The 24325-nt window shown below is 48.4% G+C and carries 20 protein-coding genes, 1 other RNA gene, 1 pseudogene and 1 other annotated feature; of the genes and pseudogenes, 2 read left to right on the forward strand and 20 right to left on the reverse strand.

All coding sequences use genetic code 11. The features are described 5' to 3' along the window. Positions 1-48 precede the first annotated feature (48 nt). Positions 49-597, forward strand: a complete 549-nt coding sequence (locus ASG02_RS08185; protein ID WP_035406551.1) for a VOC family protein — start codon at positions 49-51, stop codon at positions 595-597. Positions 598-644: 47 nt separating this feature from the next. Here ASG02_RS08185 and ASG02_RS08190 read toward each other — a convergent pair whose 3' ends face one another. The 4 genes from ASG02_RS08190 to cymR are packed head-to-tail and all read right to left on the reverse strand — an operon-like array spanning position 645 to position 4010. Beyond that, entirely contained in the window at positions 645-1310 is a 666-nt protein-coding gene (locus ASG02_RS08190; RefSeq protein WP_056062473.1) for a lipopolysaccharide assembly protein LapB, read from the reverse strand. Between the two features lie 13 nt (positions 1311-1323). After that, complete coding sequence (mnmA, locus tag ASG02_RS08195; protein WP_029342234.1) at positions 1324-2445, reverse strand: tRNA 2-thiouridine(34) synthase MnmA; 1122 nt, start codon at positions 2443-2445, stop codon at positions 1324-1326. Positions 2446-2461: 16 nt separating this feature from the next. Next, complete coding sequence (locus ASG02_RS08200) at positions 2462-3589, reverse strand: cysteine desulfurase family protein (RefSeq protein ID WP_056062477.1); 1128 nt, start codon at positions 3587-3589, stop codon at positions 2462-2464. Positions 3590-3602: 13 nt separating this feature from the next. Continuing rightward, positions 3603-4010, reverse strand: coding sequence for a cysteine metabolism transcriptional regulator CymR (gene cymR, locus ASG02_RS08205; protein ID WP_056062801.1), 408 nt, complete (start codon positions 4008-4010; stop codon positions 3603-3605). Between the two features lie 60 nt (positions 4011-4070). On the opposite strand from cymR, the gene ASG02_RS08210 reads away from it, so the two are divergent. After that, positions 4071-5408: a replication-associated recombination protein A gene (locus ASG02_RS08210; protein ID WP_056062480.1), complete on the forward strand. Its 1338-nt coding sequence runs from the start codon at positions 4071-4073 to the stop codon at positions 5406-5408. A gap of 12 nt (positions 5409-5420) precedes the next feature. Here the strand turns inward: ASG02_RS08210 and ASG02_RS08215 are convergent, their stop codons facing one another. The 16 genes and pseudogenes from ASG02_RS08215 to ruvA form a co-directional block, all read right to left on the reverse strand. Then, positions 5421-6185 carry a ThiF family adenylyltransferase gene (locus tag ASG02_RS08215; RefSeq protein WP_023468920.1) on the reverse strand — a complete coding sequence of 255 codons (765 nt, stop codon included), beginning with the start codon at positions 6183-6185 and terminating at the stop codon, positions 5421-5423. 93 nt (positions 6186-6278) lie between these two features. After that, positions 6279-6468, reverse strand: a non-coding RNA gene (gene ssrS / locus ASG02_RS15425) — 6S RNA. 73 nt (positions 6469-6541) lie between these two features. Further along, positions 6542-7726, reverse strand: a complete 1185-nt coding sequence (locus ASG02_RS08220) for a DASH family cryptochrome (RefSeq protein WP_056062483.1) — start codon at positions 7724-7726, stop codon at positions 6542-6544. Between the two features lie 289 nt (positions 7727-8015). Further along, on the reverse strand, positions 8016-8600 hold the full coding sequence (locus ASG02_RS08225) for a DNA-3-methyladenine glycosylase (protein WP_056062485.1): 585 nt from the start codon (positions 8598-8600) through the stop codon (positions 8016-8018). 62 nt (positions 8601-8662) lie between these two features. Continuing rightward, positions 8663-10429, reverse strand: coding sequence for an aspartate--tRNA ligase (gene aspS, locus ASG02_RS08230; protein ID WP_056062487.1), 1767 nt, complete (start codon positions 10427-10429; stop codon positions 8663-8665). Continuing rightward, positions 10426-11706 (reverse strand): histidine--tRNA ligase, encoded by a 1281-nt coding sequence (hisS, locus tag ASG02_RS08235; protein ID WP_035406530.1) that lies wholly within the window; start codon positions 11704-11706, stop codon positions 10426-10428. Before hisS ends, aspS begins: the two co-directional genes overlap by 4 nt. Positions 11707-11748: 42 nt before the next feature. Then, positions 11749-11970, reverse strand: a binding site (T-box leader). Positions 11971-12015: 45 nt separating this feature from the next. Beyond that, positions 12016-12465 (reverse strand): D-aminoacyl-tRNA deacylase, encoded by a 450-nt coding sequence (gene dtd, locus ASG02_RS08240; protein WP_056062490.1) that lies wholly within the window; start codon positions 12463-12465, stop codon positions 12016-12018. A 14-nt stretch (positions 12466-12479) separates the two neighbouring features. Further along, positions 12480-14678, reverse strand: coding sequence for a bifunctional (p)ppGpp synthetase/guanosine-3',5'-bis(diphosphate) 3'-pyrophosphohydrolase (locus ASG02_RS08245; RefSeq protein WP_056062492.1), 2199 nt, complete (start codon positions 14676-14678; stop codon positions 12480-12482). A 141-nt stretch (positions 14679-14819) separates the two neighbouring features. Continuing rightward, entirely contained in the window at positions 14820-15338 is a 519-nt protein-coding gene (locus ASG02_RS08250) for an adenine phosphoribosyltransferase (RefSeq protein WP_035406521.1), read from the reverse strand. Then, complete coding sequence (gene recJ, locus ASG02_RS08255; RefSeq protein ID WP_056062495.1) at positions 15317-17626, reverse strand: single-stranded-DNA-specific exonuclease RecJ; 2310 nt, start codon at positions 17624-17626, stop codon at positions 15317-15319. Before recJ ends, ASG02_RS08250 begins: the two co-directional genes overlap by 22 nt. Before the next feature lie 72 nt (positions 17627-17698). After that, positions 17699-19907, reverse strand: a pseudogene (gene secD, locus ASG02_RS15815) (protein translocase subunit SecD). A 156-nt stretch (positions 19908-20063) separates the two neighbouring features. Then, entirely contained in the window at positions 20064-20357 is a 294-nt protein-coding gene (gene yajC / locus ASG02_RS08265; RefSeq protein WP_056062498.1) for a preprotein translocase subunit YajC, read from the reverse strand. A 71-nt stretch (positions 20358-20428) separates the two neighbouring features. Beyond that, positions 20429-21574 (reverse strand): tRNA guanosine(34) transglycosylase Tgt, encoded by a 1146-nt coding sequence (tgt, locus tag ASG02_RS08270; protein ID WP_035406513.1) that lies wholly within the window; start codon positions 21572-21574, stop codon positions 20429-20431. After that, on the reverse strand, positions 21574-22614 hold the full coding sequence (gene queA, locus ASG02_RS08275) for a tRNA preQ1(34) S-adenosylmethionine ribosyltransferase-isomerase QueA (protein ID WP_056062501.1): 1041 nt from the start codon (positions 22612-22614) through the stop codon (positions 21574-21576). The genes tgt and queA overlap by 1 nt, the downstream gene beginning before the upstream one ends. Before the next feature lie 4 nt (positions 22615-22618). Further along, positions 22619-23614, reverse strand: coding sequence for a Holliday junction branch migration DNA helicase RuvB (gene ruvB / locus ASG02_RS08280; protein WP_056062504.1), 996 nt, complete (start codon positions 23612-23614; stop codon positions 22619-22621). Between the two features lie 4 nt (positions 23615-23618). Beyond that, the gene (gene ruvA / locus ASG02_RS08285; RefSeq protein WP_023468936.1) at positions 23619-24212 is read right to left on the reverse strand and encodes a Holliday junction branch migration protein RuvA; all 594 of its coding nucleotides are present in this window, start codon (positions 24210-24212) and stop codon (positions 23619-23621) included. Positions 24213-24325 lie beyond the last annotated feature (113 nt).

Here is a 24325-nt window from a genome sequence, read left to right on the forward strand (position 1 = left end):
TCAGGGAAAGATACCGTGAAACATTTCGTTAAGAGGAGGAGTTCAAGGATGGCACGTTTACCGATTGCAGGATTGTGTGAATTAGTACTTGAAGTCGAGGATATGGATCGCGCCCTTGGCTTTTGGAATGGGACACTTGGTATTCCGATTGTCGAGCAATGGGCACCTGAGGATGCTGAGCCGAGCAAAGAACAATCTAAACAAGATGGGGTCTGGGCAACGTGGCTCTACATTGGCGGCAACACCCGACTCGGTCTTTGGCTGAAACGGGACTTCACGATGGAAGAACGAACCGTTAAACATTTACCGGTCTCCGAATGGGATACGTTGTACGATGAAGGCGGAGTCCATGTCCACTGCGCCTTTTACGTTGAGAAGGACGAGTTCCAGCAAGCCTTAAATCAGCTTCGGGAAGCTTCAATCACCGTGAAGCTCAGAGAATGGGATGAACAGGAGACCTCGAACCAAAAAGAGTATTCCGCTTATTTCAAGGATACAGAAAATAACGTCATCGAACTGTATACGAAAAACATGGATGAAGCCTATGAAGACTTTTCCGGACCTCCGCTTCGTGTCATCCGTGAAGTCGGGAATTAAATACCATACAAAAAAGACGACTCCTCCTGGAATCGTCTTTTTTTAGATCAATCTGCTTGTTTTAATAACGCATCCATCTTCGCTTTTGCATCTCGTGCAAGCGCGTGTTCCGGCTGATAGGCAAGAACGGCTTCAAGTTCTGCATAACAGGCTTCCTGTTGACCGAGGAAGGCAAGAGCAATCGCATAATTGTATCGTGCATCTGTATGCGTTTCGTCAAGCATCAAGACATGCTCAAACATCTCGACCGCTTCTTCCAACTTCTCGTTTTGCGCTAAGGCAAGTCCGTATTGAAATGCGATCTCGATATCGACACCGTTTAGTTCTGACGCACGCTGTAAACGAGGTAAGCCGCGTACTGGATCACCGAGTTTTTGATACGTCATCCCAAGCATGAAATGGAGATCCGCGTCGTCAAGTCCATATAACAACGCTGCCCGCAATGATTCCTCTGCTTCGACGAGTTTGTCGGCAGCAAAGAACAGAGCGCCTTTCGCATAATAGGCACTCGCAAACGTATTATCAATCATCAGTGCCCGGTCATAAAAACGAAGGGCACGATCAGCGTCGTTCATCGATTGGAGTAATGTTCCAAGATTGACGTACGCCGTCGGATCTTTTGGGTTTTGTTCGATCGCATCATTAAAAGCTTGCGCTGCTAATTCATAATTTCCAGCTTCTAGATGCCGGAACCCTACTTCATTATAGTTCATCTTCTTTTGCTCCTTACGCTAAATAAGCGAGGCGTTCGCCTGCTTTATAGGCTGCATCGATTGTCGCACCACCGAGGCAGATGTCTCCATCATAGAACACGACCGCTTGTCCTGGTGTGATCGCCCGTTGACGTTCGTCAAACGAAACATCGAGTCCATCTTCAAGGACACGAACCGTGACGGCTGTGTCTTGTTGACGGTAACGGAATTTCGCTGTGCAACGGAATGTCTCACCGACTGGACGTTCAGATGTCCAACTGACATCTGAAGCAAGTAATCCTTCCGAATACAATAATTCGTTATGGAATCCTTGATCGACATAGAGAATGTTCTCTTTTAGGTTTTTTCCGACGACGAACCAAGGTTCTCCGTCGCCACCGATACCAAGCCCGTGGCGTTGCCCCATCGTATAGTACATCAATCCATCGTGACGACCCATGACGTTGCCGTCAAGCGTCCGCATCTCACCGGGTTGTGCCGGTAGGTATTGACCGAGGAACTGTTTAAAATTCCGCTCGCCAATGAAGCAAATACCGGTCGAGTCTTTTTTCTTAGCTGTTGCAAGGTTCGCTTCTTCTGCGATCCGGCGCACTTCTGATTTTTCCATGTGACCGATTGGGAACATCGCCTTCGCGATTTGCTCTTGCGACAATTGATTCAAGAAATACGTTTGATCCTTATTTGCATCGACACCACGAAGCAATTTATGTTCTCCATCTTCATAGACAGCACGTGCATAATGACCTGTCGCGACGAAATCGGCACCAAGACGCATCGCGTGATCGAGGAAGGCTTTGAACTTGATTTCCTTGTTACACATGACGTCTGGATTCGGTGTCCGACCGAGTTTATATTCATCGAGGAAGTACGTGAAGACCTTATCCCAGTACTCTTTTTCAAAATTGACCGCATAATACGGAATGCCGATTTGATTGGCTACGGCGATGACGTCTTCATAATCTTCCGTCGCCGTACAAAAGCCGTTCTCATCCGTGTCATCCCAGTTTTTCATGAAGATCCCGATGACGTTATAGCCTTGCTCTTTTAATAAATGAGCCGTCACAGACGAATCGACACCGCCCGACATCCCAACGACGACTGTCGTTTCACTCGGGGCTTTCGCTCGTGTATTCATTCATTTCACCTCTTAGTTAATTCTGAAACGATTTTACGACATCTTGCAAGGCTTGTGCGAGTAGTTCGACTTGCGCGAGCTCATTTCCGTGACCAAAACTGATCCGAACCGATGCCCGTGTCCGTTCATCTTCACCATACATCGCCGACAAGACATGCGAAGGCTCGACGGATCCTGCCGTACATGCACTCCCGCTCGATACAGCCATCTGGCGCATATCAAGCATGATCAAGAACGGTTCGATTTCAATTTGCGGGAAGTAAAGATTGAGGACATTCGGCAATCCTTCAACACCGTTGACTTCGTAAGTGATGCCACTTTCATCCAAGCGTGTTAGCAAAACGCTACGCAGTTGTTTGATGTGGTCCTGCTGTTGATCGCGCTCTGCGATCATCAGTTCGAGCGCTTTCGCTAAACCGACGATTCCCGGTACGTTCTCCGTACCAGCGCGACGCTTGCGTTCCTGTTCTCCGCCATACGTCTGCGTCGCTAATTTCACACCTGTCCGTACATATAATAGCCCGATTCCTTTTGGACCATTGATTTTATGACCAGACGCGGATAAAAGATCGATCTGTAACGCTTCGACATCAATTGCTTGTTTTCCGAACACTTGCACCGCGTCCGTATGGAACAAAATACCGCGTTCCCGTAAGAATTGACCAATTGCCGCAATCGGCTGGATCGTCCCGACTTCATTGTTGCCGAACATGATCGAGACAAGTGTCGTATCTTCCCGGACAGCTTCTTGCAAGGCATCCAATGAGACGACGCCTGTCGTTGGTACATCAAGATACGTGACGTCATAGCCTTGTTTTTCGAGCTCTTCGAAGGCGCGGAGCACGGCATGATGCTCAAAACGTGTCGTAATGAGATGATGTCCTTTTTCACGCGCTGCCTCTGCCGCACCAAAGATGGCATAGTTATCCGACTCCGTTCCACCACTTGTGAAAATCAGTTCGGTTGGTTTCGCGTTCAATTCTTGTGCGATCTGCCGACGTGCTTTGTCAATCGCTGCACGAGCAGACCGACCAGCCGCATGGACACTCGATGGGTTACCATACTGTTCGAGCAAATAAGGCGTCATCGCCTCAAGGACTTCCGGACGCATCGGCGTCGTCGCCGAATGGTCAAAGTAATTCATTCGTTTTCACCTCTCAAATATAGAACATGTATCCTGTATCGTCTTCTTCCGCTAAGTCTTGTAGCGTCGTTGAATCGAGTACTTGATCGACTGCTTGTTGGATTTTATCCCACAGTTTGCGTTTCGTGACCTCGTCACACGCATCACCTTCAACGACAACGAGTGGTCCTTCAAGTAAGCGGATGATTTCACCCGCCGTGATGCTTTGCGCTTCACGACCGAGCTTATATCCGCCATAAGCGCCGCGGACGCTTTTGACGAGACCACCATTACGAAGTGGTGCGATCAATTGCTCGAGGTAGTGTTCAGATAAGTCATACATCTGCGCGATTTTCTTTAAGGACAATGGTTTAGATTCAGCTTCTTTCGCGAGTGCGATCATGATCGTCAGACCATATCGCCCTTTCGTTGAGATTTTCATCATGCGAAGGATCATCCTTTCTAGTATAGTAGTAGCTAAAAGTGGAAGGAGCGTATGTGTATGGCACATTTATTTGAATCCCAGTCTCCTGCCGGACCGCTCGCGAATCGAATGCGTCCGCAGAATCTGGATGAAATCGTCGGACAACGTCATCTGATTGGAGAGACAACGCTCCTGCGGCGTGCCATTTTAGCCGATCGTCTCGGAACCGTCATTTTTTACGGTCCACCCGGTACCGGTAAGACGACGCTCGCACGTGTCATCTCCAGTTATACGAAATCAGCATTCGAGCAATTGAATGCGGTCACGGCGAAACTGGAACAATTACGGGAAATTCTAAAAGCAGCCGAAGCTCGTCTTCAGTTCGAGGATCAAAAAACGATCCTTTTTCTCGATGAGATCCATCGGTTCAATAAGATGCAGCAAGACGCCTTACTGCCAGCGCTTGAAGCGGGTACGATCACATTGATCGGGGCGACGACGGAAAATCCGAGTTTTGAGGTCAACGCCGCTCTCTTATCGCGGGCAACGGTCTTTCGTTTTGAACCCCCGACGGCAGATGATTTACGGATCGTCCTCGATCGGACCCTGAAGGACACGGAGCGTGGTCTTGGCAAATATCCAATCACGATCACGGATGAAGCAATCGATCATTACGTCAAGTTGTCAGACGGCGACTACCGGGCATTATTGAATGCACTTGAACTTGCCGTCTTAACGACGCCAGAAATTGATGGTCAGATCACGATCGATCTTTCTGTCGCGGAGGAATCGATTCAGCAAAAGGCATTGAAGTACGATAAGGACGGCGATCGTCATTACGATGTCATCTCCGCTTTCATTAAATCGATTCGTGGTTCCGATCCCGACGCCGCGCTCTACTGGCTCGCTGTCATGATTGAAGCGGGCGAAAGTCCACGTTTCATCGTCCGTCGTCTCTACGTCCATGCGGCAGAAGACATCGGTCTGTCTGATCCGCAAGCGTTATTAATGGTCGATGCCTGCGCACGCGCGTGCGAGTACGTCGGTTTCCCGGAAGCACGGATCCCGCTTGCTGAAACGGTCTTATATCTCGCGACGGCACCGAAATCGAATGCTGTCATCTCAGCAATCGATCAAGCATTGACGCTCGTTCGTCGTTCGGACGGCGGACCCGTCCCGCCGCACTTGCGCGATGCCCATCATCCGGGGGCAGCGGCGCTCGGGAATGGTGTCACTTATCAATATCCTCATGAGTTCGAGCATGCCTATGTGCCACAAAATTACTGGCCCGAGAACCTGGCCCGAACAAAGCCGGTCTTTTATCGCCCGAGCCCGCGCGGTTTTGAGAAACAACTGCAAGCTCGACTTGATTTTTGGAACAAACAAACAGCCACACATCAGAAAAAGCGACCATAAGGTCGCTTTTTTTTAACGAACGCGTTCGATCGTCACGCCAGCTTCACGGACAATCTCATTGATGACGTAGCTCGCTGCAATCAGTCCACCGACAGATGGAACAAATGCATTCGAACTCGGTGGCATCTTCGCTTTACGAATCGCAGCGGCATCGTTTCCGACGACTTGGCGGACTTCTTCAATGATCTTAACGGGTGGTTCATCGGAAAAGACGACAGGAACACCTTTATGGATGCCGGCTTTCCGGAGTTTCGTCCGAATAACCTTCGCTAATGGATCATAACTTGTATCTTTGATGTCAACGATCTTGATGCGTGTCGGATCCATTTTGTTCGCCATCCCCATGCTCGAGATAATCGGGATGTTACGTTTCTTACATTCTTGAATCAGGTGAATTTTGAACGAGACCGTGTCCGATGCATCAATGACATAATCCGGCTGCTGTTCAAAGAACGACTCGAATGTTTCTTCATTGTAGAACATCTTTAAACGAACGATTTCAAGGTCTGGATTGATTAACGCAAGACGTTCTGCCATCGCATCGACCTTCGGCTGACCGACCGTCGGAAGCAGGGCATGAATTTGTCGGTTGACGTTCGTGATGTCGATATCATCCTTATCAACGAGAATCAAACGACCTACACCACTACGGGCAAGCGCTTCTGCCGAGAACGATCCAACACCACCGATTCCCAGAATAGCGACAGACTTGGATGCCAATGCGTCAAGTCCAGTTTTACCGATTGCTAGTTCATTACGCGAAAATTGATGTAACATCTCATAACCTCACAATACTCATACTGTTTTACTCGGAATTATATCATAAAAAAAAACGTCATGCGACGTGTCAAACAATAAAATAATAAGACGATGGGACCCGAAGTGCCGTGTCGATACCTTATTTTTGAACCTGCTGTGCAGGTGGGTGTCTTATCCGATTCCTATTCGTACGTCCTCCTGCTGTGTTACGAGGCATGTACTACTAGTTGGAACGTCAAACTCCCTATCAAAAAAGAGTGGCTCAAAGATAAAAGGCGGCTCTCGTACAATTCAGGAACCCCATCTGATGCATTTAATATAGCATCCTCCCCTCTGAAATGCAACTACTTCCCACTCCAGAAAAAGATGCTTTTTTAAGTCCAACGTTTCGTGAATTCCTCATTCGGATCATATCGTTGTTGCTGGAACACGGGATCGAATCGTGGCGTCCGTGTCGCATTCCCGACCCCTGCGATGAATGCCCAGTTGCCATAGTTCGAAGCAACGTCATGATCAATCAATTGTTGTTCAAAATACTGTGCTCCGATGCGCCAGTCCTGTTTTAATTCATGAATGAGATAACTAGCAACGATCTGCCTGCCCCGGTTCGACATCCATCCCGTCTCGCGAATCTCGTTCATAAAGGCATCAACGAACGGTACACCGGTCTTTCCTTTTATCCAACGTTCGACAGCTAGCTGATCCGTCTTCCACGTGTATTGTCCTTCCTTTAATCCATTCGATCGAAACAGACGACTTCCTGTCTCACGCATCGTTAAATGGAAAAAGTCACGCCATAACAGTTCGAAATACAACCAGTACGTCGATTCATTTGCTCCCTTTTTTCGCTCGGCTTTCTGCAATTCAGCCATGACGCGACGCGGTGACAGCGATCCGTTCGCTAGCCAGGCAGATAACTTCGAAGAATCATCTCGCAAAAAACCATTACGTGTTTCTTTATAGGTGAATACAGGCTCAGCAAAGTATTCTTGAAGACGTGCTCTCCCCGCTGATTCTCCACCACGGAACGGGAACGCAATCTCTGGATCCGCTTTGACTGATTCCTCCCTTATTAATCGAATACCCGTTGGTGGATCAAGTGGATCGTAGAAGGTTCCTTTCGCCTCGACACGTTTTCGAAACGCTGTAAAGACGCGCTTCAGTTCGTCACTTCCGATATCTTCCCGGCGATGTAGTGTCTGTGTCTCAAAAGAACGGACTGTATATCTGTCTTTGACATACTGCTCACTTGCCGCTTCTTCTGTTCCAGTCATCTTATGGAAATAGACTGTATCATCCGTTTGTAGATAAGAATCAAGTGCCTCATTCACCTTCCCCTCTAAAATATCTAATGCAATTCCGATTTGAGACAAATGATCGGCTAAATTCACTAATGTTTCTTCTTCGAATTTCGTTTGTTGCGCGCCTCTTTCAAACAGCTGTTCCTTATGATTTTTAACGTATACTGCCCGAATCGTATCTTGTTCTTCGCATGCGCTCCGAAGTGCTTCATGATCATCGACACGCAAATCATTGCGGTACCAGACGACTGCTCCCATATTGATCGGCTCCCTTCTCTTATACTATGACCCGACCAAGGGACTTAGAAAACCAATCGATGTGCCGACGAGGTTTTAAGACGTTGTTTTCGTGGAATATGATTACTACAACAAATCAGAGGAGTGAATGGATCAATGGCTGCAAAACGCGGTAAACTCAGAACATTAGTGACGCTTGTAACGACGGTTGGACCAATCGTTTATAAATTCTATAAAAAACAACAAGCTAAAAAATCAATCAACAATCCTAAATAAAAAATGGACGCTTCCTGATCGGAGCGTCCATTTTTTAACGTTTACTGACACCTTCACTCGCGTCGACATAAAAACGCCATGGATAGGCCGTCGCTTCTCCAGCATTTGGAATACCAATGCGTGTCGTCTGGACGATTGCATCGACTGGGTCGGCAACGAGTCGAAACCGGTCTTGATAAAGATCCTGACCTGAATCAGCAGTCGTTAGACCGAATCCTTGGCACAATTTTGCCGGTCCATTGACGAGATTTCGTCGTTGAATCGCAGTCAATTCTGCGTAGGAACAACCGAAACGGCGTTCAGCGACAAGATCGTGCTCACTGATGATTTCGGCACCTCGTAACAGCAGTCCGTATCCTTCCCCTTCATGTCCACAAACGATATTCATACAGTGATGCATACCATACGTGAAATAAACATATAAATGTCCGGGTGGACCGAACATCGGTGCCGTTCGTTTCGTCGGTTTACCGGAAAACGAGTGTGCCGCTTGATCGTGAGGACCGAGATAGGCTTCGACCTCGACGATTCGCATCGTCACCTCATCGACCGTGATGTGTGTTCCTAAGAAGTCTGGTCCGACTTCAACCGGAGACCGTTCAAAAAAGTGTCGTTCCATCCGTTCGCCCTCCTTCATGAAACAAGCGAACCTCCCATACCGGAAGATTCGCTTGTCGTGACTTAAGATTGTTTGACTGCTGTACGAATCGAGAGATCATTCAATTGCGCATCCGAGACTGGGCTTGGTGCTGCCGTCAACAGATCACTTGCTGATGCTGTTTTCGGGAAGGCAATTGTATCACGCAAGTTCGAACGCCCTGCGAGTAACATGACGAGACGGTCTAGACCAAGTGCGATCCCCGCATGTGGTGGTGTTCCGTATTCGAATGCTTCCATCAAGAAGCCGAATTGCTCGTTTGCTTCTTCTTCTGAGAAGCCAAGCAACTTGAACATCCGCTCCTGGATATCCCGTTCATAAATCCGTTGTGATCCACCGCCGAGCTCATATCCGTTTAAGACGAGGTCATACGCGACTGCGAGGACTTTGCCAGGATCCGTCTCGAGCAATTCGAGATCCTCACGACGCGGCATCGTGAACGGGTGGTGGTTCGCATAGAAACGACCATCTTCTTCTTCGTACGTGACAAGTGGGAAGTCTGTCACCCAAAGGAAGTTGAAGACCGACTCATCAATTAAGTCGAGTTCCTTCGCCAACTTCTGACGGAGCGCACCTAAGCTGTCTGCTACGATCGATGCTCTTGCTGCGACGAACAACAACAAGTCGCCTGCTTCCGCATCTGTCGCCGCTGTCAAGCGAGCGGTTGCTTCTTCGTCGAAGAACTTCGCGATTGGACCATTCAATCCGTCCGCTGTCACTTTGACCCATGCGAGACCTTTTGCACCGTAAATCGCCGTAAATTCTTGTAACTTATCGATGTCTTTTCGTGAGAAGCGTTCAGCTGCACCTTTGACGTTCAATGCTTTGACTTCTCCACCTGCTTCAAGTGCCATATCGAATACTTTGAATCCTGCTCCTTTGACGGCATCCGCGACATCGATCAATTCGAGACCGAAGCGTGTATCCGGTTTATCCGAACCATACCGGCTCATTGCTTCTGCATACGGCATCCGCGGGAACGGTGTTACGATATCTTTTCCGAGCGTTTCTTTCATGACGCGTGTCATCATCGACTCCATCATTGCATACAAGTCTTCGATGTCCATGAAGCTTGTCTCGATGTCGACTTGCGTGAATTCAGGTTGACGGTCTGCCCGTAAGTCTTCATCACGGAAACAACGTGCGATTTGGAAGTACCGCTCAAAACCAGACACCATCAGCAATTGTTTGAACAATTGTGGAGATTGTGGCAAGGCGTAGAACTCGCCCGGGTGAACACGGCTTGGGACGAGATAGTCACGTGCGCCTTCTGGCGTTGATTTCGTTAAGATTGGTGTCTCGACTTCAAGGAAGTCTTGCTCATCGAGGAAGTTCCGCATGATGTTCGATGCTTTCGAACGGAGACGGAATGTCTCTTGGAGCGATGGGCGACGCAAGTCGAGGTAACGGTATTTGAGACGTAAATCTTCTGACGTCTGCTCCGCTTCTTCACTGATCGGGAACGGTGTCATCTTCGCTGCGTTTAAGATGACGACTTCATCCGCGACGACCTCGACTTGTCCAGTCGGGATGTTCGGGTTCGGATTCTCACGTGCGATGACATGTCCTTTAATATCGAGGACATATTCCGAACGAATCGATTCGGCAAGACGGTGTGCCTGCTCGTTTTCCGGTTGGAAGACGATTTGGACGATGCCACTACGGTCACGGAGATCAAGGAAGATCAATCCTCCTAAGTCACGTCGTTTTTGAACCCATCCTTTAAGTTGAACGTGTTGTCCGATGACTTTTTCTGTCACCTGTCCGTTCATATGCGTGCGTCCGATCATTGTGCTTCCTCCTTTAATTTCGCGACGATCGTATCAGCGACTGCTGATAACGGAACGTCCGTCTGTTCCCCTGTAGCCATGTTTTTGAGGGCAGCTGCACCACGCTCGACTTCTTCATCCCCGAGGATGACCGTGTATCGTGCTTTCAAGCGATCTGCTGCCTTAAATTGTCCTTTGAACTTCCGACCGAGATAATCCCGATCCGCGACAAGTCCTTCAAGACGCATTAATTGTAGGAGTCGTGTCGCTGTCTTTTCGACTTCGTCACTGCCTTGCGCGACGATGAAGACATCGATTTGATCGTCGACTGCTGGTAAGACGTTCTCATTTTCAAGCGCCATCAATAAACGCTCGATACCGATTCCGAATCCAATTCCCGGTGTTGCCGGTCCACCGATCTGTTCGACGAGACCGTTGTAACGACCACCACCACATAGTGTCGTGATTGCTCCGAAACCTTCTGCTTCTGACATGATTTCGAACGCCGTGTGATTGTAATAGTCGATTCCGCGAACAAGCGTTGGATCAACGACGTACTCGATACCGAGTGCATCTAAGTGAAGCAACACTTCGTCGAAGTACGCTTTTGATGCCGGGTTTAAGTAATCGAGAATCGATGGTGCTGTTGCCATGCTCGGGTGATCGCGGTCGACCTTACAATCGAGGACACGAAGTGGATTCGTTTCGAGACGATTTTGACAGTCCTGGCATAATTCGTGAACGACTGGCTTAAAGTGTTCGACGAGTGCTGCCCGGTGTGCGGCGCGACTTTCGTTATCCCCGAGCGTGTTGATGACCAGTTTAAGATGCTTCAATCCGAATGAACGGTAGATGCTCATCGCGAGACTGATGACTTCCGCATCGATGGCCGGTTGTTCACTTCCGAGTGCTTCAACTCCGTATTGGTGGAGCTGACGGAAACGTCCTGCTTGCGGACGTTCATAACGGAACATCGGTCCGATGTAGAATAATTTCGTTGGTTGGTTCGGTGAACCGAACAGTTTGTTTGTCACGAATGAACGAACGACGGCAGCCGTTCCTTCCGGGCGTAACGTCAACTGGTCTTTTCCACGTTTCTCAAGCATGAACATCTCTTTTTGAACGATATCCGTCGTCTCACCAACGCCACGTTTAAAGAGTTCTGTCTCCTCAAAAATCGGCGTCCGGATTTCCTTATAGTTGTAACGCTTACTAATTTCACGTAATTGTTGTTCGATGTACTGCCAACGTTCGACTGTTCCTGGAAGGACATCAAACGTACCGCGTGGTAATTTCATCTCAAATTCCTCCTTTTTTGAATACAAAAAAGTTCTCGTCCGCAAAGGGACGAGAACTTGAAGATCCCGTGGTACCACCCTGGTTGTCAAATCACATTTGACCACTCGGTGCAGTTAACGCCTGCGTACGACCTTCCCTACTCTCAGTTCAGGAAGATACCTCGGAAGGGTCTTTCATCGAGTTCGTCTGTTCGCCCTTTCAGCCAAGGGGCGACTCTCTAAGCAGACGAGGTCTTGATTACTCCTCTTCGTCTTCGGTCGTATGAATCATTTGGTTACGTCTAATTTTGCCTCGTCTCTCGGTTCCTGTCAAGCGTTTGCTTCTTTTTCAAGAATCAACGTTACAGGTCCATCATTAATGAGCGCGATATCCATCATGGCACCGAACTGACCTGTCTCGACCGTCAGTCCTTGCGCACGAAGACGTTCATTGAACGCTTCATACAACTCATTGGCAACATCCGGTTTCGCCGCTTCCGTGAAGGCTGGACGACGTCCTTTTTTGACATCACCATACAGCGTGAACTGCGAGACGGATAGAATCTGACCGTCGACATCCTGTAACGAGCGATTCATCCGTTCTTCCTCATCTTCAAACACACGGAGTCCTGCGATTTTATCAGCTAACCAGTTCACCTGATCGATCGTATCTTCGTGCGTGACACCGACGAGCAAGAGAAATCCTTGCTTGATTTGTCCGATGACCTCCTGATCGACTGTGACGCTCGCTTCTTTGACTCGTTGTAGTACGACTCGCATGACTCATCCGCTCCTTACGTCATCATGACGCGATGTACAGCATACACGTCAGAGATTTGTTTAATTCGATCGACGACTTTCTGTAGATGATTGACGTTATTGATCGCAATCGTCATCGTGATTTTGGCTTGTTTACTGTCGTCGCCCTTCCCACTGACAGCGACGATGTTCGTATTTGTCGCAGATACCGACTGCAAGACATCATTCAACAATCCTGCCCGGTCAAATCCAGAAATTTCGATTTCGACGTTATAACTCTTGACGGCTTTACCTTCATGTTCCCACTCGACTTCGAGCAGACGTTCCGGATTTTGTTCGTGAATGACGTTCAAACAGTCCGTCCGGTGAATTGAGACGCCACGCCCACGCGTGATATATCCGACGATATCGTCCCCTGGAACCGGATTACAACAACGACTCATGCGAACGAGCATGTTATCGATGCCTTTGACCCGAACCCCTTCCGGATTTTCCTTTTTCGGACGATCGAACGTCTTCATCTCACTGATTGCTTCGTTCAGTTCTAGATTTTTGGATTCTTTGTCTTTGCGTAATTTTTCCGTTAATTTATGCGCGACTTGGGCAGCAGTCAGACCATGATAGCCAACAGCAGCGTACATGTCTTCTTCTTGCGAGAAGTTGAACTTCCGCGTCACGTCTTCGAGCGTCTTCTCATTGATGACTTCTTTCGGCTCAAAGCCAAGCTTCTTCACTTCTGCTTCGATCAGTTCCCGTCCTTTTGAGACGTTCTCTTCGCGTTGCTGACGTTTGAACCATTGACGGATTTTATTTTTCGCCTGACTCGACACACAAATCTTGAGCCAATCCTTACTTGGACCATAACTATGCTTCGACGTGACGATTTCGATGATGTCACCTGTCTTTAGCTTATAGTCGATCGGTACCATCCGTCCGTTGACTTTCGCTCCGATCGTCCGGTGACCAATTTCCGTATGAATTCGGTAGGCATAATCAATCGGAACAGAACCTTTCGGCAACTCGATGACGTCGCCTTTTGGTGTGAAGACGTACAGCATGTCACTGAAGAAGTCGACTTTGACCGATTCCATGAATTCCTCGGCATCTGCCGTGTCCTTCTGTAACTCCAAAATCTCGCGGAAGTGAGCAATCTTATCCTCAAACCCAGATTTTGCTTCCTGTTCCTTACCTTCTTTATACGCCCAGTGAGCGGCAATCCCGTACTCGGCAATGAAATGCATGTCTCGCGTCCGAATTTGGACCTCGAGCGGCTCGCCTTTCGGTCCGATGACCGTCGTATGCAGCGATTGATACATGTTCGGCTTCGGCATCGCGATATAATCCTTGAAACGTCCCGGCATCGGTTTATACTGCGTATGAATGATTCCGAGTACAGCGTAACAATCTTTGATTGAGTCAACAATGATACGCACAGCCATCAAATCATAGATTTCACTGAACTCTTTTTTCGAGTTTTGCATCTTATTATAAATGGAATAGATATGCTTCGGACGTCCATCGACTTCCGCTGCAATCTGTACATCATCGAGTACTTCATTGACCTCTTCAATAACCGAACTAACGAGCGCTTCTCGTTCCGTCCGTTTTTGTTTCATCATCGAAACGATCCGGTAGTATTGTTGCGGATTGATGTAGCGCAAACTGATGTCCTCGAGTTCCCATTTGATCGTCGAAATCCCGAGACGATGCGCAAGTGGCGCGAAGATTTCAAGCGTCTCTTCTGCTTTTTGCACTTGCTTTTCCTTGACCATATGTTGCAACGTCCGCATATTGTGCAAACGGTCAGCCAGTTTGATCAAGATGACACGAATGTCTTCCGCCATCGCGATGAACATCTTCCGATGGTTCTCAGCTAACTCTTCGCGCTTCGATTTATATTTAATTTTCCCGAGTTTCGTGACGCCATCGACGAGCATCGCAACGTCAGATCCGAATCGTTCGGATAATTCTTCGAGTGTAATGTCCGTATCTTCGACGACATCATGAAGAAGCGCAGCGACGATCGTCGTTGCATCCAAACCAATATCGACTAAGATACCGGCAACTTGTACCGGATGAATGATGTACGGTTCCCCTGAACGGCGGAATTGCCCATCATGTTCGTCTTTCGCGAATTGGTAAGCACGTTCGATGTCTTTGACTTCAACTTGCGTCATGTATTCCGCACATCGAGCGAGAAGGTCTTCTACATTTACGATTTGTTTATTTGTCATCCCTTTTCCTCACCCAGTCCCCGGGATCGTCTGCAACGGAATCCCTAATATATAATTCTTATTATCGTGAAATCTTGAGAAGATGTCAAAATAAAAAGAAATACCCCCTTGGTCATCAAGTACCAAGAGAGTATAGTGTCTTCAGTCTTCGTAGCGAATCAATGAAAGAATGTCATATCCTTCGAGTTTCTCACGTCCGCCAAGACCATCGAGTTCAATTAAGAATCCGATTCCGGCAACTGTTCCGCCTAATTTTTCGATCATTTGGATCGTTGCTTCAATCGTACCACCTGTCGCAAGCAAATCGTCAAGGATGACGACGCGTTGTCCCGGTTGGATTGCATCTTCGTGCATCGTCAAGACGTCTTTTCCGTACTCAAGACCATACTCGACACGGACTGTCTCGCGCGGTAATTTTCCTTCTTTACGAACAGGAACGAATCCGATTTCCATCGCGTAAGCTGCTGGGCAACCAACGACGAATCCACGTGCTTCTGGACCTGCGATGACATCTGCGCCTTTACTACGTGCATACTCAACGAGCGCATCGACCGATTGTTTATACGCCGGTCCGTTTTGCATGAGTGATGTGATGTCCTTGAAACTGATTCCTTCTTTCGGCCAATTCTCGACCTCTTTTATATGCTGTTTGAACTCCATGTCTTTTCCTCCTGCTTCGCCGCTTCTACCAAAGTATCAAAACGCTCTTTCAACTGAGCGAGTGACGAATAAATGTATTGTTGCTCGAGCTCTTGACGCGCTTCATGACGCTGGTACGTCGGTGCTTCCGTCAGATCTCGTTTTGCAGCATTTGGGTTCACACCCGGCAGCCCGTCCTCCATTGTAACAAGAAAATCAAGTTCCGAGAATACCGAATGCATAAAGTTAATCGATCGTTTCGTCCATTTTCGCGATTTCGACAAACGTACGAGACCCATCCGGAGCTCATCCCGTGGACATTTCGCAAAATACTGGAAGTACTGTTTGAAGTCCTCACGCGATGGAATCGTCTCGAAATAATAGCCTTCATCCTTAAAGGCACAATAAATCCGCTCTGCCTGTTGTACGTATGGATAAAATGCAACTTCCTCTTCCGGCAGGTCAAGAAAGACGATGTTTTGTCGAATCGGACCATTCAACGAACGTTCAGTGTATTTCTCCTTCACCTCATCGGTAAAGGCGACGAATGTCGTCGTCTCGTGCGGTAAGGCGAATAGATCGCTCAGCGGCCGCTTACCTCCACGGTAATCAAACACTTGAACATCTTCGACAGCGACGTCTTGAATCATCAATTGTGGTTTACGGAAACCATTCCATTCATTGATGTTCAGACTGCCCATCAAGTGAATCTCCGATAAGGTTGAAACTTCATCGACGAGGTCGCCGAAGCCGAAGCCGATTGCATCGAGTTCCTTCCCGTCGTCTGATAGGAGTGCCTTGACATGCGTCAGATCACGACCGATCCGTTTCATATCGCGAATCTTCGCCTGCTCAATGACGATCCGTGGCGCGGGGTTTCCCATCCCGAACGGTGCCAATCGCTGAATGTCTTCAATCAACTGAATCGAGACATCACTAACGTGTAGACGTAGGTCGACATCGATTGTCGCGATGAACGCGTCATCCGGTAACGTGCTCGCTTGTTCATTCAAGCGTTGACGTAACGTCTCAACGTCATCAGAAGATAAAGTCATCCCAGCCGCAGCTGGATGTCCTCCGAAGTGTGGCAAGATATCTTCACACTTCGTCAGCTCAGCGAAGAGGTCAAAGGCTGGAATCGATCGCCCAGAACCTTTGGCTGTTCCTTTTTCAGCATCATGACACAGCATGATGACGGGGCGATGATATTTTTCAACGAGTCGCGAGGCGACGATCCCGACGACACCTGGGTTCCAGTCTGCCGCATCGACGACGAGGACGCGGTCATCCTTGAAGCGTTCCTCGACAAGCGCCGTTGCTTCTTCCGCAATCTGCTTGACGATATCTTGACGTTGCTTATTTTGTTGGTCGAGCTGTTTCGCGAGATGAAGTGCTTCATCTTTACTTTCTGCTAGCAACATCTCGAGCGCTGGCATCGCAGAATCGAGACGACCTGCTGCATTGATCCGTGGACCGAACGCAAATCCGACCGACTCTTCCGTTAGTTCGTCCTCAGTTAAACTGCAGACGTCACGTAACGCAAGGATACCTGGACGTTCACTTGCGTTCAGTGCTTCGATGCCACGAATCGCAAGCAAGCGGTTTTCGCCGACGAGCGGGACAAGATCGGCAATCGTTCCGAGCACGGCAAGATCGAGTAATTCGACTGGTTCACGATCAAGGAGAGCATGTGCGACTTTAAAGGCAACACCTGCGCCTGCGAGTTTCGAGAACGGATACGCCGGATCGACACCTGGATGGATCAAGGCAAAGGCATCGGGTAACGTTTCTTTTGCTTCGTGATGATCGGTGATGATTAAATCGACCCCGAGTTCCTTCAGGACATCTGCTTCGTGGATACCGGAAATCCCACAGTCGACGGTGATGACGAGACTAAACCCTTCTTCCGCTGCCCAGCGAAATGCTGCTTCATTCGGTCCATAGCCTTCCGTGAATCGGTTTGGGATATAACACTCTGCCATCCCTCCGATTTCAATCAAGGCGTGCCAGAGAATCGCCGCGGAACTCACACCATCGACGTCATAATCACCGTAAATTAAAATCATCTCACCTTCGTTTACGGCACGTTGAATCCGTTCAACGACTTTCGGCATGTCTTTAAAAGCAAATGGATCGTGGAATGCCATTTGATCGGTTTCTAGAAATTCACGGGCTGCTTCACGTGTCGTGAACCCCCGTTGGACAAGTAGTTGTGCGACGTGCGGAGAGATCGAGCCATCCGCCGTCAATTGTTCGATTTGTTCTGGATCAATGACTTTATCAAGCCATGTTTTTTTAGCATGGTACATCTCAAACCCTCCAATCAACTTCCCCATTATAATTGAAAATCCGCATCAGCGATAGCTGATGCGGATACTCTTTTAGGAAGCACGTTTTGTCCGACCAAGTGTCCGACCCTTCATGACGAGCCAGAGCTGAGCAGCGATGAAGATCGAAGAGAACATCCCCATGATCAACCCGACGAGCAACGCAAGACTGAATCCACGGATCGCTTCGCTACCGAAGATGTAGAGCGCTGCTGCCGTCATGATGACCGTCACGACGGTGTTGATCGAACGGACGATTGTTTGTTGAATCGATTCATTGACGATATGCGCCAACTCATCGAACGAAACTTTTCGTCCCCCTTTTTCGGCAAGTCCGAGATTTTCTCGAACCCTGTCGAACGTAACGATCGTATCGTTGACAGAATACCCGATGATCGTCAGGATCGCTGCAATGAAGTACAAGTTGACCTCAATTTGGAACAACGAGAAGAAGGCGACGATCATTAACGCATCATGCAATAGTGCAAGCACTGTCGCAATCCCGTATAACGGTTGGAATCGGAACGAGACATAGATGACGATCCCAAGTGACGCGAGTAAGACCGCATAAATCGCGTTACGCGCGATTTCTTGACCAACTTGCGCCGAAACCGTCGAGATACTCGGTTCTTTCTTATATTCCGTTTCAATCGTTTGTTTCATTTTAGAGATTTGATCTTGGCTGAATTCCCCAACGAACGTGACGTTCGCTAGTTTTCCACCTTGAGCAAATTGGATGCCATCGATTTCCGCAGCATCAATGCCTGACTCTTCAATGACAGAGCGGACATCGGCTTCCTTGATTTGATTCTCAGAAGAAATCTCGACGCGTGTACCTTGCGAGAAGTCGATCCCAAGGTTAAGACCGCGGAACGACAGCAAAAGTACCGAAATGATGACGAGGGCAATCGTGATCGCGAAATAGATTTTGCGATGTTTGACGTAATCGAATTTCGTAGGATTAAAGCTCACGGATTTCACTCTCCTTTACACCGAACCATGATTTCTTCTTATCGAACCATCGGCTACTGACAAGGAGTTGCATCAGGTAACGTGAGACAAAGACATTCGTGACGAAAGTGACGGCAATTGAGACCATCAACATGATGGCGAATCCTTTGACCGTGCTTGTACCGAAGTAGTACAAGACACCAGCAGAAATCAATGTCGTTAAGTTGGCATCAAGAATCGTACCGAACGAACGACGGTTTCCGGCTTTAAATGCGGATAAGACGGATTTGCCGCTTCGTAATTCGTCCTTGATCCGCTCTGCAGTGATGATGTTCGCATCAACCGCCATACCGACACCAAGAACGAGTGCCGCAATCCCCGGTAATGTAAGGACGGCATTAATCCCGTTAAAGAAGATCATGACGAGATAGATGTAGAACAACAAGGTAATAATCGAAACTAATCCAGAGATCCGGTAGAACACTAGCATGAACAAGAAGACAGCAGCTACACCGATCGCTGACGCGAAGAGTGTCTGATCAAGTGCATCCTGTCCAAAAGCAGCCGAGACCGACGTCGAGTAGATTTCCTCGAGTTTGACCGGCAGTGCTCCTGCGTTAAGGATTGAGGACAATTGTTTACCATACTCGGCATCGATATCGCCACCGGAAATGATTGCCTTATCCGAGTTGATTGGTTGAGTGACCGATGCATCCGAAACGATTTTCGAATTTTTCTTTTGAATCTCTTTTTCGTACGTATCACCCTTTTCGTAATCGAGCCAGATGACAAGGCGGTTCGCCGGTGCTTGCATTTGTGAGACTTTTTGAGTTACTTCATAAAATTTCTGTTTTGACTTCATCGTCAATTCGACGAGTGGTTCATTCGTATTCGGATCATATCCGACTTTTGCTCCTTTAGCTTTTAAGTCTGAACCGTCAAGCAACAACTTATCGTTGATGTCACGGAATGACAATTGTGCCGTCGAAGATAGGATTTGACGCGCTTCCGTCTGATCCTTGACGCCAGCAAGTTGAACACGAATCCGGTTGTTACCTTCGATCCGAATATCCGGTTCAGAGACACCGAGAACATTGACACGGTTCTCAATTGCCGTCAATGTGGCACTCATCGCATTTTGGTCGATGACGTCTCCTTCTTTCAGTGGTTGTACTTCATACAAGACTTCGAAGCCACCTTTAAGGTCAAGGCCAAGCTTCGTATCCTTCAGCAACCATGACGATGTCGTACCGATTAGCACGAGCAACGCGATGACGACGATGAAGAATGTGGCAAGTTTCCCTTTCTTGATCATGCTACATTGTCCTTTCTCTAGTTCCCAGTATATTTTCAGACAACTTTGTTCTCCTACCCTAGCTTACAAAAGAAATGGTAATCTTAGCAAACGTTTTTCTCATATATAAACAGAAAAGACGCTCCGGAATCCGGAAAGCGTCTTTTCAATGCCTTATTCGACCGTTTCGTCGCCCATGACAGTTGTTGATTTTTTCGTCACTTCTGCCACAGCACTTCGGTTGAATGTCAATTGTGCGTTTCCTGACTTCAATGTCACCGTCGTGTCGTCAACTTTTTGGACAACCCCGTGAAGACCACCGATCGTTACGATCGAATCGCCGCGTGAAAGTTCAGTTTGCATCTGACGCACTTGCTTCTGGCGTTTGTTCTGTGGACGGATCAACAAGAAATAGAACACCACGAAGATCAAGATCATCGGGAGGAATGCAAGGATATTACTTCCCATTTGTACCAACTCCTTTATCATTCAAATCACGTTCATTATACCGTGAAAGGATTGATTTGTCAGACGATTTGTTAGAAATTCTTTGCGTTCGGTAAATTGTAACCGTATTCTTCGAAAAATTCTTCTTTAAAATCAAGCAGACGATCCTCACGAATCGCTTGGCGAACGCCTTCCATCAACTTGACGAGGAAGTGAAGATTGTGTGTCGAACAAAGATGTAGTCCGAACGTTTCTTGCGCGCGGATCAAGTGATGGATGTACGAACGCGAGTAATTCTTACATGCGTAGCAATCACATTTCTCATCGAGTGGACGGAAATCACGTGCATATTTCGCATTTCGGACGACAAGACGTCCTTGTGATGTCATCAATGTACCATTGCGTGCAATCCGTGTCGGTAAGACACAGTCGAACATATCGATTCCGCGAATCGCGCCTTCAATCAATGCATCCGGTGAACCAACGCCCATTAAATAACGTGGTTTATCTTCTGGCATGAGTGGTGTCGTGAATTCGAGTGCTCGGTACATGACATCTTTCGGTTCACCAACCGAGAGACCACCGACCGCATAACCTGGGAAATCAAGCGCTACGAGATCTTTCGCACTTTGGCGACGTAAGTCTTCGTATTCGCCACCCTGGATAATTCCGAACAGTGCTTGGTCTTGCGGACGTTCGTGCGCTGCAAGACAACGTTCTGCCCAGCGGCTTGTTCGTTCGACAGATGCTTTCATGTACTCGTGAGAAGCAGGATATGGTGGGCACTCATCAAACGCCATCATGATGTCTGAACCGAGTGCGTTTTGGATTTCCATTGCTTTTTCCGGTGATAAGAACAGTTTGTCACCGTTTAAATGGTTACGGAAATGAACGCCTTCTTCCGAAATATTCCGGAGATCAGCGAGTGAGAAGACTTGGAAGCCACCTGAATCCGTGAGAATCGCGCCATCCCAGTTCATGAATTTATGCAGACCGCCTGCTTCCTTGATGACATCGTGTCCCGGACGCACCCATAGGTGATACGTGTTCGCGAGGATGATGTTCGCGTTCATATCCTTGATTTGTTCTGGTGCCATCGTCTTGACCGTCGCTTGTGTTCCGACCGGCATGAAGACCGGTGTCTCAAAACTACCGTGCGGCGTATGGACGATTCCTAACCGCGCTCCGGATTGTTTACATGTTTTGATATGTTCGTATGTTACCGCGTGTTTTGTCATTAGTTTCGTTCCTCTCTCGTTAAGAACATCGCATCACCGAAGCTAAAGAAACGATAGCCATTCGCGACAGCTTCTTCGTAGGCATGCAGAATGTGTTCCCGTGTCGATAACGCGGACACGAGCATGATCAATGTTGATTTCGGTAAGTGGAAGTTCGTGATCAATCCATCGATCCCTTTGACTTCCTGACCTGGGAAAATGAAGATATCCGTCCAACCTTTTGCTTCGACGAAGTCACCGTGATCACGGATGACCGTTTCAAGCGTTCGCGTCGACGTCGTACCGACCGCGATGATCCGTCCGCCTTGTTTCCGTGTTTCGCGTAGCAGTGCCGCTGAACTTTCCGGCAATTCGTAGTACTCACTATGCATCTTGTGATTATCGACGTCGTCGACCGAAACAGGACGGAATGTGCCAAGTCCGACATGTAACGTCAACGGTGCGATCCGGACACCTTTCGCTTGAAGCGCTTCGAGCAATTCCGGTGTGAAGTGAAGACCCGCTGTTGGTGCCGCGGCGCTCCCACGTTCGCGAGCGTAGACCGTCTGGTAACGATCTTGATCTTCTAGTTGTTCATGAATGTACGGCGGCAATGGCATCGTTCCAAGTTGATCGAGCACTTCGTAGAAAATCCCGTCGTAGAAAAACTTCAGAATCCGTCCCCCGTCTTCAAGTGCTTCGACACACTCAGCACGGAGTAATCCGTCACCAAACGACAGAACTGTACCTGGCTTGACTCGTTTTGCTGGTTTTGCTAGCGTTTCCCAAACATCGTCACTCGTCTGCTTCAAGAGCAACAATTCGATTTTTCCACCTGTCTCTTCCTTTACACCAAAGAGACGTGCTGGTAAGACTTTCGTATCGTTGATGACGAGTGTATCGCCTTCCCGGAAGTGGTCGACGATATCATGGAAGTGTTGATGCTGAATCGCACCTGTCTCCCGGTCGAGGACCATCAATTTCGAACTCGTCCGATCGAGCAATGGCACTTGAGCAATTTGTTCTTCTGGTAAATGAAAATCAAATAAGTTTACATCCATTGGTTCAATTTCCTTCTTTCAGTCCTAAATGTTGGCGGGCGAACGATGTTAAGACACGTCCGCGCGGGGTACGTTGTAAAAAGCCTTGTTGTAACAGATATGGTTCATACACATCTTCGATCGTCTGCGCATCTTCTCCGATTGTCGCTGCAATCGTCTCAAGACCGACCGGACCACCGGCAAACCGTTCTGCAAGCGATCGTAGTAAACGATGGTCGACATCGTCGAGTCCGAGCGCATCGACATGCAAGCGATCAAGTGCACTTGTCGCAAGCGAGGCATCGATCTCAGTTTGATGAGCAACTTGAGCGAAGTCACGGACACGCCGTAACAACCGGTTCGCGACACGTGGTGTTCCGCGTGAACGAAGGGCGATCGCTTCTGCTGCGAGACGATCCGCTTCGAATCCAAACAGACGTGATGTCCGGGTCACGATGGCAGACAACTCTGACATCGTATAATATTCAAGCTTCAGCGTCACGCCAAAACGATCACGTAGCGGTGCCGACAGCATCCCGGCACGCGTCGTCGCACCGACGAGTGTAAATGGTGGCAAGTCGATCCGAACGCTACGCGCGAGTTCCCCTTGACCGATGACGATATCGAGACAATAGTCTTCCATCGCCGGATATAGAATCTCTTCGATCGATCGACTCAACCGATGAATTTCGTCGATGAACAGGACGTCTCCCGGCTCAAGTGATGAGAGAATTGCCGCCAGATCACCTGGTCGTTCGATCGCAGGACCGGCTGTCGTCTTGATGCCGACCCCCATCTCGTTTGCGATGATTGTCGCAAGCGTCGTCTTACCAAGACCTGGAGGACCGTAGAGAAGAACGTGATCGAGTGTTTCCTGACGAATTTTTGCCGCCTCGATGAAGACACTTAAGTTTCCTTTTGCTTTCTCCTGCCCGATATATTGCTCGAGCGTCTGAGGACGCAGACTCCACTCTTCTTGATCTTCCGCATGGGCGGATTCTGACAAAATGCGCTCTTCCATGTCCTCACCTCACATTCAATAACAACTGGAGTGCCCGTTTAACATATTGATCCGTTGACAGGACTTCTGCCTGCAACGCTTTTTTGACTTTTTCGACTTCTCGATCACTGTAACCGAGCGCCGTCAGAGCTTCACAGGCTTCGTTTAGCTCTGCGTTACCTTGTGCGAACAAGCCTTCGCTCGGTACGTAGTCTGGCGCGAGCTCTGCTAACTTTCCTTTTAGGTCGAGTGTCATTTGTTTTGCTGTCTTTTTGCCGACACCTGGGAACTTGACGAGATAACTTTCCTTTTCTTGTTCGATTGCTTCAACAAGCGCATCGACATTCCCTGATGCGACGATTGCAAGCGCTCCTTTTGGTCCGATCCCTGTCACACCGAGCAACTTCGTGAACAAGGCACGCTCACGCCGGGAACGGAATCCGAATAAGACTTCTTGGTCCTCACGGACATAGTGATACGTATATACGATGATCTGTTCGTCTCCGGTCCGATAAAAAAACGGGTTCGGTGCTACGATCTTGTAGCCAATCCCGCCAACTTCTACCGTCACGAATTCCGCACAGACATAAGCGACTTCGCCGCGTACGAATTCTATCAATGTGGAACGCTCCCATCTATAAACAAACTCTCGTGTTATTGTAGCATACATCTTCGTTTGGCTTCAAAGCGTTCTTCAGCAAAAATCAATACATACGTTCGCTCTCTCAATCA

Origin of the sequence: Exiguobacterium sp. Leaf196 (assembly GCF_001423965.1) — a bacterium.
Classification (GTDB): domain Bacteria; phylum Bacillota; class Bacilli; order Exiguobacteriales; family Exiguobacteriaceae; genus Exiguobacterium_A.

Bases quoted from the DNA above. Each gene is read 5' to 3' on its own strand.
- ASG02_RS08185 (WP_035406551.1), top strand. From the start codon at position 49: ATGGCACGTTTACCGATTGCAGGATTGTGTGAATTAGTACTTGAAGTC.
- ASG02_RS08190 (WP_056062473.1), bottom strand. From the start codon at position 1,310: ATGAACTATAATGAAGTAGGGTTCCGGCATCTAGAAGCTGGAAATTAT.
- mnmA (WP_029342234.1), bottom strand. From the start codon at position 2,445: ATGAATACACGAGCGAAAGCCCCGAGTGAAACGACAGTCGTCGTTGGG.
- ASG02_RS08200 (WP_056062477.1), bottom strand. From the start codon at position 3,589: ATGAATTACTTTGACCATTCGGCGACGACGCCGATGCGTCCGGAAGTC.
- cymR (WP_056062801.1), bottom strand. From the start codon at position 4,010: ATGAAAATCTCAACGAAAGGGCGATATGGTCTGACGATCATGATCGCA.
- ASG02_RS08210 (WP_056062480.1), top strand. From the start codon at position 4,071: ATGGCACATTTATTTGAATCCCAGTCTCCTGCCGGACCGCTCGCGAAT.
- ASG02_RS08215 (WP_023468920.1), bottom strand. From the start codon at position 6,185: ATGTTACATCAATTTTCGCGTAATGAACTAGCAATCGGTAAAACTGGA.
- ASG02_RS08220 (WP_056062483.1), bottom strand. From the start codon at position 7,726: ATGGGAGCAGTCGTCTGGTACCGCAATGATTTGCGTGTCGATGATCAT.
- ASG02_RS08225 (WP_056062485.1), bottom strand. From the start codon at position 8,600: ATGGAACGACACTTTTTTGAACGGTCTCCGGTTGAAGTCGGACCAGAC.
- aspS (WP_056062487.1), bottom strand. From the start codon at position 10,429: ATGATCGGACGCACGCATATGAACGGACAGGTGACAGAAAAAGTCATC.
- hisS (WP_035406530.1), bottom strand. From the start codon at position 11,706: ATGAAATTACCACGCGGTACGTTTGATGTCCTTCCAGGAACAGTCGAA.
- dtd (WP_056062490.1), bottom strand. From the start codon at position 12,465: ATGCGAGTCGTACTACAACGAGTCAAAGAAGCGAGCGTCACAGTCGAT.
- ASG02_RS08245 (WP_056062492.1), bottom strand. From the start codon at position 14,678: ATGACAAATAAACAAATCGTAAATGTAGAAGACCTTCTCGCTCGATGT.
- ASG02_RS08250 (WP_035406521.1), bottom strand. From the start codon at position 15,338: ATGGAGTTCAAACAGCATATAAAAGAGGTCGAGAATTGGCCGAAAGAA.
- recJ (WP_056062495.1), bottom strand. From the start codon at position 17,626: ATGTACCATGCTAAAAAAACATGGCTTGATAAAGTCATTGATCCAGAA.
- yajC (WP_056062498.1), bottom strand. From the start codon at position 20,357: ATGGGAAGTAATATCCTTGCATTCCTCCCGATGATCTTGATCTTCGTG.
- tgt (WP_035406513.1), bottom strand. From the start codon at position 21,574: ATGACAAAACACGCGGTAACATACGAACATATCAAAACATGTAAACAA.
- queA (WP_056062501.1), bottom strand. From the start codon at position 22,614: ATGGATGTAAACTTATTTGATTTTCATTTACCAGAAGAACAAATTGCT.
- ruvB (WP_056062504.1), bottom strand. From the start codon at position 23,614: ATGGAAGAGCGCATTTTGTCAGAATCCGCCCATGCGGAAGATCAAGAA.